Source organism: Streptomyces sp. NBC_01451, from assembly GCF_036227485.1.
GTDB lineage: Bacteria > Actinomycetota > Actinomycetes > Streptomycetales > Streptomycetaceae > Streptomyces.
This window is the reverse complement of the sequence record NZ_CP109479.1, coordinates 3533493-3548672: the sequence shown is the minus strand read 5'-3', so window position 1 is coordinate 3548672 and position 15180 is coordinate 3533493. Positions and strand designations below refer to the sequence as shown.

The 15180-nt window shown below is 70.3% G+C and carries 13 protein-coding genes and 1 riboswitch; of the genes, 7 read left to right on the top strand and 6 right to left on the bottom strand.

The annotated features are described in order from the left end of the window. Positions 1-5: 5 nt before the first annotated feature. Positions 6-473, bottom strand: a complete 468-nt coding sequence (locus OG595_RS15395) for a pyridoxamine 5'-phosphate oxidase family protein (protein ID WP_329272357.1) — start codon at positions 471-473, stop codon at positions 6-8. A gap of 196 nt (positions 474-669) precedes the next feature. Here OG595_RS15395 and OG595_RS15390 point away from each other — a divergent pair, with 196 nt between their 5' ends. Next, on the top strand, positions 670-1464 hold the full coding sequence (locus OG595_RS15390; RefSeq protein ID WP_329272355.1) for a class II aldolase/adducin family protein: 795 nt from the start codon (positions 670-672) through the stop codon (positions 1462-1464). Between the two features lie 68 nt (positions 1465-1532). On the opposite strand, the gene OG595_RS15385 is transcribed toward OG595_RS15390, so the two are convergent. Beyond that, positions 1533-2414: a DUF4429 domain-containing protein gene (locus tag OG595_RS15385; RefSeq protein ID WP_329272352.1), complete on the bottom strand. Its 882-nt coding sequence runs from the start codon at positions 2412-2414 to the stop codon at positions 1533-1535. 254 nt (positions 2415-2668) lie between these two features. Between OG595_RS15385 and OG595_RS15380 the strand changes: the two genes are divergently transcribed. Next, entirely contained in the window at positions 2669-3946 is a 1278-nt protein-coding gene (locus OG595_RS15380) for a hypothetical protein (RefSeq protein WP_329272350.1), read from the top strand. A gap of 267 nt (positions 3947-4213) precedes the next feature. After that, complete coding sequence (locus tag OG595_RS15375; RefSeq protein ID WP_329272348.1) at positions 4214-4744, top strand: DoxX family membrane protein; 531 nt, start codon at positions 4214-4216, stop codon at positions 4742-4744. Between the two features lie 79 nt (positions 4745-4823). On the opposite strand, the gene OG595_RS15370 is transcribed toward OG595_RS15375, so the two are convergent. Together OG595_RS15370 and OG595_RS15365 are read right to left on the bottom strand one after the other, a co-directional pair. After that, on the bottom strand, positions 4824-5132 hold the full coding sequence (locus OG595_RS15370; protein ID WP_329272346.1) for a hypothetical protein: 309 nt from the start codon (positions 5130-5132) through the stop codon (positions 4824-4826). Continuing rightward, positions 5119-6684: a PspC domain-containing protein gene (locus tag OG595_RS15365; RefSeq protein ID WP_329272343.1), complete on the bottom strand. Its 1566-nt coding sequence runs from the start codon at positions 6682-6684 to the stop codon at positions 5119-5121. The genes OG595_RS15370 and OG595_RS15365 overlap by 14 nt, the downstream gene beginning before the upstream one ends. Before the next feature lie 143 nt (positions 6685-6827). On the opposite strand from OG595_RS15365, the gene OG595_RS15360 reads away from it, so the two are divergent. Then, positions 6828-8156, top strand: coding sequence for an ATP-binding protein (locus tag OG595_RS15360; RefSeq protein ID WP_443073035.1), 1329 nt, complete (start codon positions 6828-6830; stop codon positions 8154-8156). Then, positions 8153-8968, top strand: coding sequence for a response regulator transcription factor (locus OG595_RS15355; RefSeq protein ID WP_329272337.1), 816 nt, complete (start codon positions 8153-8155; stop codon positions 8966-8968). The genes OG595_RS15360 and OG595_RS15355 overlap by 4 nt, the downstream gene beginning before the upstream one ends. 13 nt (positions 8969-8981) lie before the next feature. Here the strand turns inward: OG595_RS15355 and OG595_RS15350 are convergent, their stop codons facing one another. Beyond that, positions 8982-10109, bottom strand: coding sequence for a C40 family peptidase (locus OG595_RS15350; RefSeq protein ID WP_329272334.1), 1128 nt, complete (start codon positions 10107-10109; stop codon positions 8982-8984). 476 nt (positions 10110-10585) lie between these two features. Here OG595_RS15350 and OG595_RS15345 point away from each other — a divergent pair, with 476 nt between their 5' ends. Beyond that, positions 10586-10939, top strand: a complete 354-nt coding sequence (locus OG595_RS15345) for a hypothetical protein (protein WP_329272332.1) — start codon at positions 10586-10588, stop codon at positions 10937-10939. Positions 10940-10966: 27 nt separating this feature from the next. On the opposite strand, the gene OG595_RS15340 is transcribed toward OG595_RS15345, so the two are convergent. After that, positions 10967-12166, bottom strand: a complete 1200-nt coding sequence (locus OG595_RS15340; RefSeq protein WP_329272330.1) for a C40 family peptidase — start codon at positions 12164-12166, stop codon at positions 10967-10969. Positions 12167-12174: 8 nt separating this feature from the next. Then, positions 12175-12349: riboswitch (cyclic di-AMP (ydaO/yuaA leader) on the bottom strand. A gap of 295 nt (positions 12350-12644) precedes the next feature. On the opposite strand from OG595_RS15340, the gene pcrA reads away from it, so the two are divergent. Beyond that, entirely contained in the window at positions 12645-15176 is a 2532-nt protein-coding gene (gene pcrA, locus OG595_RS15335; protein WP_329272327.1) for a DNA helicase PcrA, read from the top strand. Positions 15177-15180 lie beyond the last annotated feature (4 nt).

Sequence of the window (15180 nt, the reverse complement as noted above, 5' to 3'; positions counted from 1 at the left end):
GCAGGTCATGTCCGTCTGAGGGTCCGTACCGGCTCTCCGGGCTGCCAGACCTGTACGACCAGGTACTTCTCGTCCTCGACGTACGTCCGCACGACCTCCGTCAGCTCGGTACGGAAGAGGTGGAACGGCTCCGGCGGTTCCACCTCTTCCACGTACCCGGCCCTGGCGGCCGGATCCTCGGTCTCGTACGCCCGGCCGCTGATCCGCACATCGCCGCCACCCATGTCCGTACCCGGGCCCTGGTTCGCCTGGAGGGCGAAGCGGGGGTCGCGGCGCAGGTCCAGCGCCTTCAGCGAGTCCGGCATCATGGCCAGCCACAACTCGCCGTTCAGGAAGCGGACTTCGAGGCCCGAGGTACGCGGGGAGCCGTCCTTGCGGAGGGTGGCGAGGGTGTGGTGCGTGAAGGCGCGGAAACGCTCTTCGACGATTGTGGCCAGGTCGGGTGCCGCGGTGGTGAATACTGCCCATTTCATGGAACCGAGTCTGACGCGGATACCCGACATCCTGTGACGTGTATTCGCCGCCGCCTGGCTCCCCCTCGCCGGCGTCTCGTCGGTGTCCCGGGTCCTGGCTCAGGTATCTGTTTCATCTCTTCGTAAACATCCCTGTTCTCCTGTGCGGACCGACGGTAACTTCCGCTCCGTAAAGGAACCCAGTGCTGGAGGACCTATGCACGGGCCCACTCCGCCCCTGCCGTTGCCCACCGACCAGCTGCAGTTCGCGATGCCCCCGATGTACGAGTCGCTCGACGACGAGCGCAGGCACCGCAAGGAACGGCTGGCCGGAGCGATCAGACTGTTCGGACGGTTCGGCTTCGAGGACGGTGTCTCGGGGCACATCACGGCACGCGACCCCGAGTACAGCAACTGTTTCTGGGTGAACCCGTTCGGGATCCCCTTCAAACAGGTCACGGTGAGCGACCTCGTCATGGCCAACCAGGACGGCCAGGTCATCGAGGGCCGCTATCACATCAACCAGGCAGCCTTCACCGTGCACGCCCAGGTGCACGCCGCCCGCCCGGACGTCGTCGCCGTGGCCCACTGCCACTCGGTGCACGGCCGTGCCCTGTCCGCCCTCGGCGACCTCCTCGACCCGATCACCCAGGAGAGCTGCGCCTTCTACGAGGACCACGCGCTGTACGACGCCTACACGGGCGTCGCCGTGGACGCCGACGAGGGGCGTCGGATCGCGTCCGCGCTGGGCTCCCGCAAGGCCCTCGTGCTGCGCAACCACGGGCTGCTCACGGTGGGCGACTCGGTGGACGCGGCGGCCTGGTGGTTCCTGTCGATGGAACGGTCGAGTCAGGTCCAGCTGACGGCACGGGCGGCGGGCCGGCCCATCCTGATCGACCACAAGCAGGCGGTCTCGACCCGGGAACAGCTCGGCGGCGACCTCGTCGCGTGGATCAACTACCAGCCCCTGTGGCGGGACATCAGCAGGAGCGAGCCGGACCTGCTGAGCTAGCGGCCCTGGGGGAACCGGAAACCCCGGGTGCGCCGGAAACCCCTGTCGCACCGGAGACCCCGAGTGGGTCAGAAGCCGCGTAGGACGGCGGCCTTGGTGGTCGCGAACTCCTCGTCCGTGAGCACACCCTCGCGGTGCAGCTCGCCCAACTCCCGGAGCCTGCGCAGGAGTACGTCGTGATGGTCGGACTGGGGCGGGACGGCGGGCATGGGCCGGGGCCGCACCACGTAGTCGACCGCTCGGGTGGAGGGGTGTGGCAGGCGGGCGGTCACCGCGGTCGCCACGAGTGCCGTTAGCAGGTCGCGGCGGGTGCTGCCCCACAGGTCGAGGGCGTACGGGTCCTTCTCGGGCGGCAGCTTGGAGAACACCGTCCCGCGGGTCACGAAGCGCATGAAGCCGTCCTCGTAGCCGGAGTTGGGCAGCCAGTCGACCTGGACGAGATCGTGGGTGGAGATGATGCGGGGCCCGGTGGCCCGCTTGACCCGGTCCGAGGTGTCGGCCCAGTCGATGCGGACCTGCGTACCGTCGAACGACACCAGTCCGTCGCTGGACCGCACCGACACCGGCACGGGCGGTCCCGGGAGCAGATACGCCTTGGCCGGTTCCTCGGGCACCTGGTCGAGGAGCAGGGCGTGCCGGATCTCCTCGGCGACGTACTCGGCGACTCCGGACCGGTCGATGTCCACGATCAGCCGGTACGGGTCCGCGGCCTCCGGCAGCCGTCCGCCGGTCGCCTGGAGCAGCGGGTCGGCACCCTCGCGGAGCCGCAGCCGCAGCCGGCCACGCTTGCGGTCGGGTTCGTAGACGATGCCCGAGACGGCCTCCAGGGGCACGGCGACCTCGCCGTACGTCTGCCGGAACAGTGGCACGGAACGGTGGAGCCCCGGCGTGATCCTGACCGTGCTGCCGTCGAAGGCCCAGGTTCCGTCGCGCTGGATGATCTCGGCCATACGCGAATTCTCGCAGCCGGGTCAACACGGGGGTCGTGGTTTCACTCGCCTTTTCCGCTGCCGGGGCGGACCTGCCGCACACGACGGGTGTTAGGTAGGGCACAATTCGCTCTCGTCGTGGGGGAGTTGCGCGAGCCAGGTTTCGGGCTCCAGAAGTCCGGGTGTGTGCCGGTTTGTTCCGGCGGATCCTCCGGTGTGTTGATGTCCTGGTTCGTGATGTGTCGTGTCGGGTGCGGGGAAGGCGGGCGGCGGGCGTGGCGTTGCAGGAGGCGAGACAAGGTGTGCTGCCCGGGGAACACGGGGGCGGCTGCACCTGCGGGGACTGCCCGCACGGGGCGCGCGCGGGACACCGGCGCGCGGTCGCCGAGTTCCTGCTCATGCGGGACGGGTTCGCGGCCGGGCAGGGGCTGCCGGCCGCGGTGGCCCACTCGGCCTCGGCCTCCCGCCAGTGGGTCTCGGACGAGCTGACCCAGTCCGCGGCGATCGTCGCCGAGCGCGGCCGGGCCGAGGGCGAGGTGTGGCTCGCCCGGCTGTGGCGCCGCACGGCGTTCACCGTGTGGGCGCTCATCTGCGTCCTGCTGCTCGTCCAGGCGCTCACCGCGATCGGGGCGGGCTGGACCGCCGCCCGGACGGCCGGACTGGTGGCCGCCGTGCTGGTCGGCGGCGCGCTGACCGCCGCGTCCTGGTTCCACCGGGCGCGGGGCGGGGCGCTGGCGCCCCTGATCGGTGAGGACAACCGCCTGTCGACCTCCCGTGTGGTGGCGGCGAGCTGGGTGCTTTTCCTGGCGTACGCCGTGCTCGTGCTGGTGGGCCGGCTGGCTGCCGCCTCCGGCCACGAGGAGCGCGACGCGCTGATCGCCGGCCTCGACCTCGCCCGGGGCGCGGGCGTCGTGACCGTCCTCGCGGTGGTGTGCGCCATCGCGGTGCTCGTGCGCAGGGTGGTCGGCCTGCGCGTCCTCGGCCAGCGCCTGCAGAAGGTACGCGCGGACCGCCCCCGCGCGGCCGACCTCCTGACGGACGACGCGGGCCGCGGCACCTTCGCGGACATCCAGTACGTGATGATCTGCACGGTCGCTCTCCTGTTCGCGGTCGTACGGCTGGCCCGGCGCCCGGATCAGCTGCCGGACCTGCCGTGGGGGCTGGCGGTGGTGGTGCTGGTGTCTGCGGCGACCTATGTGGCCGGCAAGTACTCGGAGGGCGGTCGGCCGGTCATCCTGTCGGTCGTCCGGTCCCGGGAGGCGGGCGACCTGGACGGCCCGATCCGCACCGGCGACGACATCGAGATCCGCGGCGCCGGCTTCGTGCCCCCGGGCGCGGGCACCGCCGACCGGCTGTCCCGCATGGTCGTCCGCATCGGCCCGGTCCATGTCCACGTCCCCCTGGTTCCGGTACCCGGCGGCTTCAGCAACCCCCGCGACGAGGTACTGACGGTGCCGGTTCCGGCGGACGTGGAGCCCGGCCGGGTCGAGGTGCAGGTGGTGACCGCGGCGGGCCTGGAGACGAACCGCTGCGTGATCGATGTGACGGACTGAGGGGTCGCTCACCGAGCGCCGGCACCCGCCGGTGGGGTTCGCGTTGCCCGCCGTGCCCTCCTGAGGCCGTTGCCGCGCCGGACACGTCCCCTGCCGTCGTACGACGGCTGCGGCAGCGCGGTCACCAGGACCTCCCGGCGTGCCCGGCCACCACCGCTTCCCGGATGCAAGCGGAAAAATGCCGTGCCGGAGGTGAGCGAGGTCACGTCGTCGTGCGTATCGTCTGTTGAGAGGTCAACGTTGGCAGGCGAGAGGCGGCTAAGGCCGATGGCTCACAGCGCTCGAACGGACACGCACTCTCCTTATCTCGACGGCGATCGGGACTGGCGGGACACCGCCACTCGTTACGCCCTGCTGCCTCTGCGCGTCTTCCTGGGTGTCACCTTCATCTACGCAGGCCTGGACAAACTCACCGACAGCTCCTTCTTCGCCAGCTCCGGATCAGGTTCCGTCGGTGATCTGATGCGCACGGTCCGTGACTCCTCCGCGATCCCGGCCCTGGTGGACCTCGCCCTCAAGAACCCGTCGGGCTTCGGCTACGCCATCGCCTTCGGCGAACTGGCCGTCGGCATCGGGACGCTGCTGGGGCTGCTGGCCCGGCTGGCGGCGGTCGGCGGTGCGCTGATCTCGCTCAGTCTCTGGCTGACCGTGAGTTGGGCCTCCGATCCCTATTACTACGGCAACGATCTCCCCTACCTGATGGCCTGGCTCCCTCTGGTCCTCGCCGGCGCGTCCGTCTTCTCCGTGGACGCCGCTCTGCGGGCCCGACGGCGACAGCGTTCCGGGGACTATCGGTAGCGGTGGTTGGGGGTCGGTGCGCGCGAGCGTGACGACAACGGGCGTCCGCGGCGGACGTCGTCAGCGGGCGCCGGGACGGTCAGTTCGGTATCTCCGGTGGCCTTGACGGTCCTGCGGCCTCAGCCGTCTCCCCGCTCGCCCTCCGCGCTGCTCCGTCCGGTGTGCTGTCGGTGGGTGCTGCCGCGCGGCGAGCCCTTGTGCGGCGGCGTATCGCCCCGGTCATCAGGGCCACCGCGCCTGCCAGGGTCAGGCCGAACACCAGGAGGGGGATCACCGCGAACCAGGGTGTCTCCCAGGCGTCGCCCGCGTCGCCCACGTAGGTGACGCCGGCGATGGTGACGAAGAGGCCGGCGATCAGCTTTCCGGGCTGGAACTCATGACGTAGCACGGGTCACCTCCGCCTGTCCCAGGCCGACTCCGAGGTCGATGTCGACCGTGCCGGTGCTGGTGCCGCCGCTCGTCGGCGACAGAGTGACCTGCTTGTGCTTGCCCGGTGCCACGTCCACGTCCTGTTTGTCGTCCCCGGGCAACTGGATGTCACCTACGCCCACCTCGATGTCCGCCTTCACTGTGACGCCCTTCGGCACGATCACCTCGATCCGGCCCACGCCCACCTCGACCGCCGTCGTCACCGTCTGCCCCTTGGTGAGGCGCAGCCCGGTCAGGTCCAGTGTGGCGACGCCCGTACCGAGGTCGTACCTCGGCAGAACCTCTGCCACCGCGGTCGGCGTCCATTCCGTGCGCACCCAGTGGGTGCTGACGTCCTTGGGCAACGCGGCCGAGCCGGCCAGCAGCGCCGCCGTGACGATCGCCAGGAAGATCGAGCCCGCTCCGGTTCGGCCGAGGAACGCGCTGACCGCGATGCCCACGCCGAACACCGTGAGTGCGCAGGCCAGGCCGGTCTGCAAACTGGTGGCGAGTGCCTCCTCGTCCCATTTCGCCGCTGTCCCGAGGAAACCGGCGAGGAGCGCGAGCAGGAGGATCCAGCCTCCGATCCAGCGCGGGCCGCGTGGCTTCGGCCGGCCGGGCCAGGGGGTCCGTATGCCCGGATGGAGTCCGCCGTAGTTGCCATAGTTGCCGTAGGTGATGTTGACCGCCGCCGAGATGTCCCGGTCGCGGGTGTCGTGGGGGCCCCACAGATAGCCCGTACCGCCGACGTGTGTGCCGTCCTTGACGATGGGGTCGCGCCACCAGGAGGGGTAGGCGGAGGGGACGGGGGGCGCCTGGGCCTCCGGTGGGGCGTCGGCGACGGCCTGGGCGGCCAGCGGGTCGGGGTCGGGGGCGCCGCGGTTGCGCGACCAGTAGCCGGCGCCCGCGAGGAGGATGGACAGTATGACGGCGAAGGAGAGGACCCCGCCGTTCTTCAGCATCGTCAGGAACACACCGCAGCCGACCAGAGCGAAGAGCACGGCCGTCAGCGCCTGGCCGTCCACGCGGCCGGTGAGCAGCTTGCGGACCTCGTTCTCCTCATCGTCGTCGTACGGCACGAACAGCCAGGCGAAGCCGTAGAAGATGAGGCCGATGCCGCCGGTGGCGGAGAGCACCGCGAGGGTGATCCGGAAGATCACCGGGTCCATGTCGCACGTCCGCCCGAGCCCCGCGCACACCCCGCCCAGTATCTTCTGCCGGCGGTCGCGCCGGAACCTGGCCGGCAACTGCTCGTCGGCTGTGGCGGCTCTGTCCGATGCTTCGGAGGTGAGGGAACTCGCGTGTGCGCCCGCTCCCGCTCCCGCGCCCGCACCTGAATCCGTACCAGTACCAGTACCAGTACCCGTATCCGCTTGTGCGCCTGTGTCCGCGTGCTCGGGCGCGCGCGGTTCCCCTTTCTTCGTGGGCGGGGTCGCCGCGGCGGGTGCGGCATCCTGCGGCCCGGCGCCCGGGTCGGGGCGCGGGCCGGAGCCGGGTCCCGGACCCGTCGCGGCGTGTGCGTGATCTGTCATGCGTCCATGGTGGCGCTTGCGGCGGCCCGGCGGCAGTCGGAATGACCCTGGGCGAACCCTGATATCGGCCCTGAGACGGGGCGGGGGAAACGTTCGACGGCAGGCCGGCCCGAAGATCAGGGGAGTCTCGGGGGCCGACCCTGATGCCCGGGCCCGCCGGGCGTGTGAACATCGATGGCATGCCGGAAGCCGCAGCGTTGCCACTCGTCGAACCGCGGCCCTCGCGCAAGCTCTACCGCAGCAGCGACGGACGCTGGCTCGGAGGCGTGGCGCGAGGGCTCGCCGGGCATCTCGGGCTGCCCGTGATCTGGCTGCGCCTCATGTTCGTCGGCCTGTTCATGGCGGACGGCCTCGGTGCCCTGCTGTACGCGGCCTTCTGGTTCTTCGTCCCTCTGGGTGTCGGCGGCGTCGAGGCCCAGCGGCCCCCGTCCCTCGTCGGCACCGAGTCCTCACCCGACGGCCGTCGCAGACTCGTCGCCCGTAAGCCGGACAAGGGCCAGATCGTCGCGCTGCTCCTCATGGTCGTCGTGGCCATGGTCTTCGTCGGCAATGTGAATCTCGGCGGAGGCGCCAAGGCTTATCTGTTCCCGATCGTGCTCGTCGCCGCCGGCGTCGCCCTGGTCTGGCGGCAGGCGGACAACGCACGGCGGGCCCGCTGGATGGAGGTCGGCAGCCGACGGCGCACGCTCACCCTCGTCCGGGCCGCAGCCGGCGTCCTGCTGGTGACGGCGGGCGTGTCCGGCGTCTTCGTCCTGCAGGGCTCCGCCGCGCACCTCGGCTCGGTCCTCCAGGCCGCGCTCGCGGTGCTGGTCGGGATAGCTCTGCTGGCCGGTCCGTATCTCGTCCGTATGACCCAGGATCTCTCCGAGGAGCGCCTGATGCGCATTCGCGCCCAGGAGCGTGCTGAGGTCGCCGCCCATGTGCACGACTCGGTGCTGCACACCCTGACCCTGATCCAGCGCAACGCGGAGAGCGCGAACGAGGTGCGCCGCCTTGCCCGCGCCCAGGAGCGTGAACTGCGCAACTGGCTCTACAAACCGGAGGGCACCGGAAAGGAAGAGGCCGACGAGCCCAGCACTCTCGCCGAGGCGGTGCGGCGCAGCGCGGCCGAGGTGGAGGACAAGCACGGTGTCCCCATAGAGGTGGTGGTTGTCGGTGACTGCCCGCTCGACGACAGAACCGGCGCGCAGATGCAGGCCGCGAGGGAAGCGATGGTGAACGCCGCCAAGTACGGTGGCGAGGGCGGCGCGGTACAGGTCTACGCCGAGGTCGAGGGCAGGACGGTCTTCGTGTCCGTCCGGGACCGCGGGCCCGGCTTCGACCTCGACTCCATACCCGCCGACCGCATGGGCGTCAGAGAATCGATCATCGGCCGCATGGAGCGCCACGGCGGTACGGCGCGACTGCGCGCGGTACCGAGCGGCGGCACGGAGGTCGAGCTGGAGATGGAGAGGGCGGAGAGCACGTCATGAGCGAGGCGCACGGGGACAACAGGCAGACCGGGTCGGCCGGTTCGGAGGATGCGGGCGAGTCGACAGCACCTGCCGAGCCGACGGAAGCCGACGCGGCCGGACAGGCCGGGGAGTCCGCCGCCGAGGGCAGCCGCAGTGGTGAGGCGGGCGGGCGGCGGGTGCGTGTGGTGCTCGTCGACGACCACCGTATGTTCCGTACGGGTGTCCAGGCCGAGATCGGGCAGACCGAGCGGACCGGTGTCGAGGTGATCGGCGAGGCCGCCGATGTCGACCAGGCGGTCACCGTCATCACCGCGACCCGGCCCGAGGTGGTCCTCCTCGATGTCCATCTGCCGGGCGGTGGCGGTGTCGAAGTCCTGCGCCGCTGCGCCCCGTTGATGGCCGACGCGACGCGGCCGGTCCGCTTCCTGGCACTGTCCGTCTCGGACGCCGCGGAGGACGTCATCGGCGTGATTCGCGGCGGTGCGCGCGGATACGTCACGAAGACGATCACCGGCGCGGACCTCGTCGACTCCGTCTTCCGGGTCCAGGACGGCGACGCGGTGTTCTCGCCGCGCCTCGCGGGTTTCGTCCTGGACGCGTTCGCCTCCACGGACGCCCCGCCGGTGGACGAGGACCTCGACCGTCTCACGCAGCGCGAGCGAGAGGTACTGCGGCTGATCGCCAGGGGGTATGCGTACAAGGAGATCGCCAAGCAGCTCTTCATCTCGGTGAAGACGGTGGAGTCGCATGTGTCGGCCGTGCTCAGGAAGCTCCAGCTGTCGAACCGGCACGAGCTGACGCGGTGGGCCACGGCACGGCGCCTCGTCTAGGCGAGCCCCCGCCTCACACCACCCTCGTGGCCCCGGCGAAGGGCATCTCGTCCAGAGGTGCCACCCGTACCGGAGCCGACGGGTTCGGGGCGTGGATCATCTGGCCGCGGCCCACGTACATGCCGACATGGCTGATGCCCGAGTAGAAGAACACCAGGTCGCCGGGGAGGAGTTCGGACCGTGAGACACGCCGGCCAACGTTGATCTGGGCGTAGGTGGTGCGGGGGAGGGAGATGCCCGCGGAGTTGTACGCGGCCTGCATGAGGCCCGAGCAGTCGAAGGCGTTCGGGCCGGTGGCGCCCCACACATAGGGGCTGCCGAGCTTCTGGTAGGCGTAGGCGACGGCCGCTGCCGCTCGGGAGTTGGGCGCTTCGGCCGCTCCGGAGGTCCCGGACGCGCCGGGCGCCCCGGGGACTCCAGGTGTTCCCGGAGTCCCCAGGCCTTCCCGCGCGCTCCCGGACGACCGTGAAGCATGCCCTCCGTCCCAGCCGCCGCCGTCACTGCCGCCCTGCGCCGCGATCCGGGCGCGTTCCTCCGCGGTGAGACGGGACAGCAGCCTGCGGGCCTCGCCCAGCTTGCCCGTCACGGTCTTCTTGTGGCGGTTCAGCTCGGTCTGACGGGACTTGAGGGAGGTCAGTTCGACGTGGGCGGCCCCGCGCAGCTGCTCGATCTCCCGCAGTTGCTCGCGTACCCGGGCCACGTTCGCCGCCTGTCTGCTGCCCGCCCGTTCGGCGAACGCGGCGCCGTCCAGATAGCCGTCGGGGTCCTCGGACAGGGCGAGTTGCAGCGCGGGATCGAGCCCGCCGGACCGGTACTGTGCAGCGGCCATCGAACCCAGCGCCTCCCGCGCCGAGTTGAGCCGGTCCTCCTTGCGTGCCGCCTCGTCCCGCAGAGTGCCCAGCCGCCGCTCCGCCTGCTCGGCCTTCTCCTTCGAGCCGTTGTACTTCTCGGTGGCGACCTCCGCCTCCTCGTACAGCTTGTGCACCTTGGCCTCGACCTGCGCGGGGGTCAGTTGTGGCTCGGCGTACCCGATGCCGTCGAAGCCCGTCGCCGTCGCCGCGCCCGCGAGGGCGATCGTCGCGGCGGTGCGGGCCGTATTGCCGTTGAGCGAGCGCTGTCGGGGCTTGCGGTGCGCTGCCACCGGGGTGTCACGTCCTTTCGTACGACCGCCACTGCGACGACCGCCGGACGACTGCCTGGGAAGCGGACCCAGGAGGGCGGTTGCGCGTCCGGCGGCGGCTCGCACAGGGGGAGCGGTCCGCCGCCGGACTTTCTCGGCGGTGGTGTCCGACTGCCGCCCCTGGCCCGGGCGGCGGTGGGGAGCCGGGCACCTGGTGGAGGACGCTAAACCTGAGTGGGGCGTGGGGGTAACGCCATGTACGGAACTGGCGTGAGCCGACCGCCGGGTGACCGCATGAGACCGTGATCGAGTTCCGGCGCCGCCGACTTCGCACTGACGGCTGACCGATGCGGAGGTTCACGGGGCACGTGGTGGCGACACGGTGCTATGGGGTGCATATATGCGCGGTCCCGGGGTGCCGCGTGCACGCCTCGCGGACGCTGTACGCCCGGCCCGGTGTCGTACGGCGCGGGCGCCGCTGGCTAGGCTCCGGGACCATGGACGTACTCATCCATCTCTTCGTCGGCCTGCACATCATCGGCATCGCCTCGCTCCTGGGCGGGTTTCTCACCCAGCTGAAGGCGATGGGGCAGGGGACGGCGCGCTTCGTGCCCGCGATGCTGCACGGCGCGTTCACCATGCTGGTCACCGGCGCCGTCCTGGTGGGCCTCAACCAGGCCGACGACCAGCCGGTCGACAACATCAAGATCGGTGTGAAGCTGGCCCTGCTGATCGTGATCCTCGGCCTCGTCTACGTGAAGCGGGACGACGAGACCGTGGACAAGCGACTGTTCGGCCTGGTGGGCCTGTTCACCACGGCGAACATCTTCATCGCCGTGCTCTGGACCTGACCCGGCCGGACCTCCGTCCACGGCGCGTCAGGCCGGGCGCACCACGCTGTGGATCGTCGACTCGCCGTCGTAGAAGATCGATTCCTCCCGGACGTACGCACCCGGTTTCGGGGCGTGGATCATCATGCCGTTGCCGATGTACAGGCCGACGTGGCTGATGTCGTCGTAGAAGAACACCAGGTCACCGGGGCGGATGTCGGAGAGGGGAACCGTCTTGCCCGCGTTCACCTGGTCGTAGGTGGTGCGCGGGAGGGTGACTCCGGCGGCCCTCCAGGCGGCCTGGGTGAGGCTTGAGCAGTCGTAGGAGTCCGGGCCCGTCGCACCCCAGACGTACGGTTTGCCGACCTGTGCGCGTGCGAAGGTCAGGGCCTTCTCGGCCTTGGTGGCGTACGAGGAGTCGGGGACCGAAGCCGTCGACGTGTCCGAGGCGCTGGTGCCCGTCGGCTGCCGCGCCGCCGCCGCGGCTTCCTGCCGCTGCTGCTCCGCCGCCTGTTGCTGCTGGGCGAGTTCCTGTGCCTGGCGGCGGGCCTCCGCCTGCTTCTCCCGTTCGATCGCCGCGAGCCGCAGCTTCTCCTCGGCGGTGAGTCGGGAGAGCAGCCGACGGGCCTGTACGAGCTTCGTCTGGACGGCGGTCTTGGTTCTCTGCAACTCGTCCTGTGACTCCGTGAGCGCCTCCAGGCCCGCGGTGGCCTCCTGGCGCTTCCGCGACGTCTCGGCCTGCTGCCCGGTGTAGTCGTCGACAGCGTCCTTCTGGCGGGCGGTCAGGCGGTCCATCAGCTGGTTCTGGTCGAAGTAGTCCTGCGGGTCGTCCGCGAGCAGGAACGTCGTGGTCGTGTCGGGGGTGGCGGATCCGGTGCGGTACTGGGCCGCGGCGAAGGAACCCAGCTCCTCGCGCGCGTCGTTGAGTTTCTGGGTGCGCCGGGCCACGTCGTCCATCAGGGCGTCGACGCGCCCCCGCTGCTCGGAGGTCTTCTCCCTGGCGGCGTTGTACTTGTCGGTGGCCGTCTCGGCCTGGCGGTACAGGTCGCCGACCTTCGCCTCGACATCCTCCACGCTCGGCTTGTCGTCGGAGGAGGGCGCCGGAGGCGCGGCGGGTGAGTTCGGCGCGGCGTTGGCGGTCTGGGACAGCAGGGCGACGGAGGTCAGGGCCGCCGTGGCGAAGGCGGGGGTCCGTATGCCTGCTACGCGCGTTCCCGTAGGACGCGACTTGCGGTGCGACGACGCCAAGGGAGGCGACTCCTTCCACGTTCCGCCTACCGGGTTAGCTGTCGGGTTCGGGCGGGTCATTCGGAAGGATTGCCCTACGGTCCTTGCCCTGGACGGCAGTCGGACCGATTCACCCCAGGATTTCGGTGGGTCCCCGGCTCCTGCCGCGAGGGGCGGCACGATCGGACTCGGCGGAGGCCGCACGGCCCGGCGATGTTCGCCGGTGGAGGTCGAGCGGCCTTACGGCACGCTAACCAACAGGTGTGGCTCCTGTGAAGGTTGGTGACCGCTATGCCCGATACGTTTTTGTGACCTCGGCCGTAAACATCGCTTTGTGTGATCAGTCGGAAATTTTCCGTCGCACTGGTCGGTGAATTCCGTGAGTGCGCGCTTTTTGTGCCCCTTGTTCGGACAGGTCGGATCGTCCGGTGCGGATGACGGGGGGATGTTTTCGGGGTGGCGGCGGGTTGTCAGTGGGGGCGCCTAGACTCGGAGAGCGATGAGCAGCCTCTTTGACGACAGCTTCCTGGCGGACCTCCAGGGTCCTCGGGCCCGCGAGGAGGAACCCCCGCCGCCGCCCGAGGACGAGCATGCGCCGGAGCCCGTTCCGGACGACCTGTTCGGCGGGAAGTTCGACGCGCCGCCGGACCGGGACGCGTACTACCGCGACGGCGCCCCGCGCCCGGTGGTGGACCCGGCCGCGCTCCTGGACGGGCTGAACGAGAACCAGCGCGCGGCCGTCGTGCACGCCGACACCCCCCTGCTCATCGTGGCGGGCGCCGGCTCCGGCAAGACGCGTGTGCTCACGCACCGCATCGCGTATCTGCTCGGCGAGCGGGGCGTCCACCCCGGCCAGATCCTCGCGATCACCTTCACCAACAAGGCCGCCGGCGAGATGAAGGAACGCGTCGAGCACCTCGTCGGCCCGCGCGCGAACGCGATGTGGGTGATGACGTTCCACAGCGCGTGCGTGCGGATCCTCCGGCGGGAGAGCAAGAGGCTCGGCTTCACATCCTCCTTCTCGATCTACGACGCCGCCGACAGCAAGCGGCTGATGGCGCTCGTCTGCCGCGATCTGGACCTGGACCCCAAGCGTTTCCCGCCCAAGTCCTTCAGCGCGAAGATCTCCAACCTGAAGAACGAGCTGATCGACGAGGAGGACTTCGCCGCCCAGGCGAACGACGGTTTCGAGAAGACCCTCGCCCAGGCGTACGCGATGTACCAGTCGCGACTGCGTGAGGCCAACGCGCTCGACTTCGACGACCTGATCATGACGACGGTCAACCTGCTGCGCGCCTTCCCGGACGTCGCCGAGCACTACCGCCGCCGCTTCCGGCACGTCCTCGTCGACGAGTACCAGGACACCAACCACGCCCAGTACGCGCTCGTACGGGAACTCGTCGGCACCGCCGAGCACACCGGTGACGCCGCCGACGTACCGCCCGCCGAACTGTGTGTCGTGGGCGACGCCGACCAGTCGATCTACGCCTTCCGGGGCGCGACGATCCGCAACATCCTCCAGTTCGAGGAGGACTACGCGGATGCGACGACGATCCTGCTCGAACAGAACTACCGCTCCACGCAGACGATCCTGAGCGCCGCCAACGCGGTCATCGAGCGCAACGAGTCCCGGCGCCCCAAGAACCTGTGGACCAACGCGGGCGCGGGTGCTCAGATCACCGGCTATGTCGCCGACACGGAGCACGACGAGGCACAGTTCGTCGCCGAGGAGATAGACCGGCTGACGGACGCGGGCGACGCGAAGGCGGGCGACGTCGCCGTCTTCTACCGGACGAACGCCCAGTCCCGTGTCTTCGAGGAGATCTTCATCCGCGTCGGCCTGCCCTACAAGGTCGTCGGCGGCGTCCGCTTCTACGAGCGCAAGGAGGTCCGGGACGTCCTGGCCTACCTGCGCGTCCTGGCCAATCCGGAGGACTCGGTGCCGCTGCGCCGCATCCTCAACGTCCCCAAGCGCGGCATCGGCGACCGCGCGGAGGCGATGATCGACGCCCTGTCCCAGCGCGAGAAGATCAGCTTCCCGCAGGCACTGAAGCGCGTGGACGAGGCGTACGGGATGGCTTCACGGTCGACCAACGCCGTCAAGCGGTTCAACACGCTGATGGAGGACCTGAGGACGATCGTGGAGTCGGGCGCGGGCCCGGCCACCGTCCTCGAAGCGGTCCTCGAACGCACCGGCTATCTGGCCGAGTTGCAGGCGTCGACCGACCCGCAGGACGAGACCCGGATCGAGAACCTCCAGGAACTCGCCGCGGTGGCCCTGGAGTTCGAGCAGGAATCGGCCGCGGCCGGGGAAGCGGCCGAGGCCGACCAGCCCGCCGAGGGCGAGCCGCCGGCCCCGGCCGGGCTCGCCGCGTTCCTGGAGCGGGTCGCCCTGGTCGCGGACTCCGACCAGATCCCCGACGAGGACGACGACGGCTCCGGCGTCATCACCCTGATGACCCTGCACACCGCCAAGGGCCTTGAGTTTCCCGTGGTGTTCCTGACCGGCATGGAGGACGGCGTCTTCCCGCACATGCGTGCCCTCGGCCAGGCCAAGGAACTGGAGGAGGAGCGGCGGCTCGCGTACGTCGGCATCACGCGCGCGCGTGAACGGCTGTACCTGACGCGCTCGTCGCTGCGCAGTGCGTGGGGGCAGCCGTCGTACAACCCGCCCTCGCGTTTCCTGGAGGAGATCCCGGCGGCCCATCTGGAGTGGAAGCGCACGGGCGCCATGGCTCCGGCGACATCCTCGGGCCCGGCCTCCGGGGTGGCGTCGTCGTTCTCGTCGTTGGCGTCCTCGCGGTCGCGCTCCGCGGCCTCGGGCGCGTCCGGCTTCGCCACGCGCCGCGGCGGTGTCGAGAAGCCGGTCGTCGCGCTGGCGGTGGGGGACAGGGTGACGCACGACCAGTTCGGGCTGGGCACCGTGGTGGGTGTCAACGGCACGGGCTCGAACGCCGAGGCGACGGTCGACTTCGGCGAGGACAAGCCGAAGCGGCTGCTGCTGCGCTACGCGCCGGTGGAAAAGCTTTAGCGCT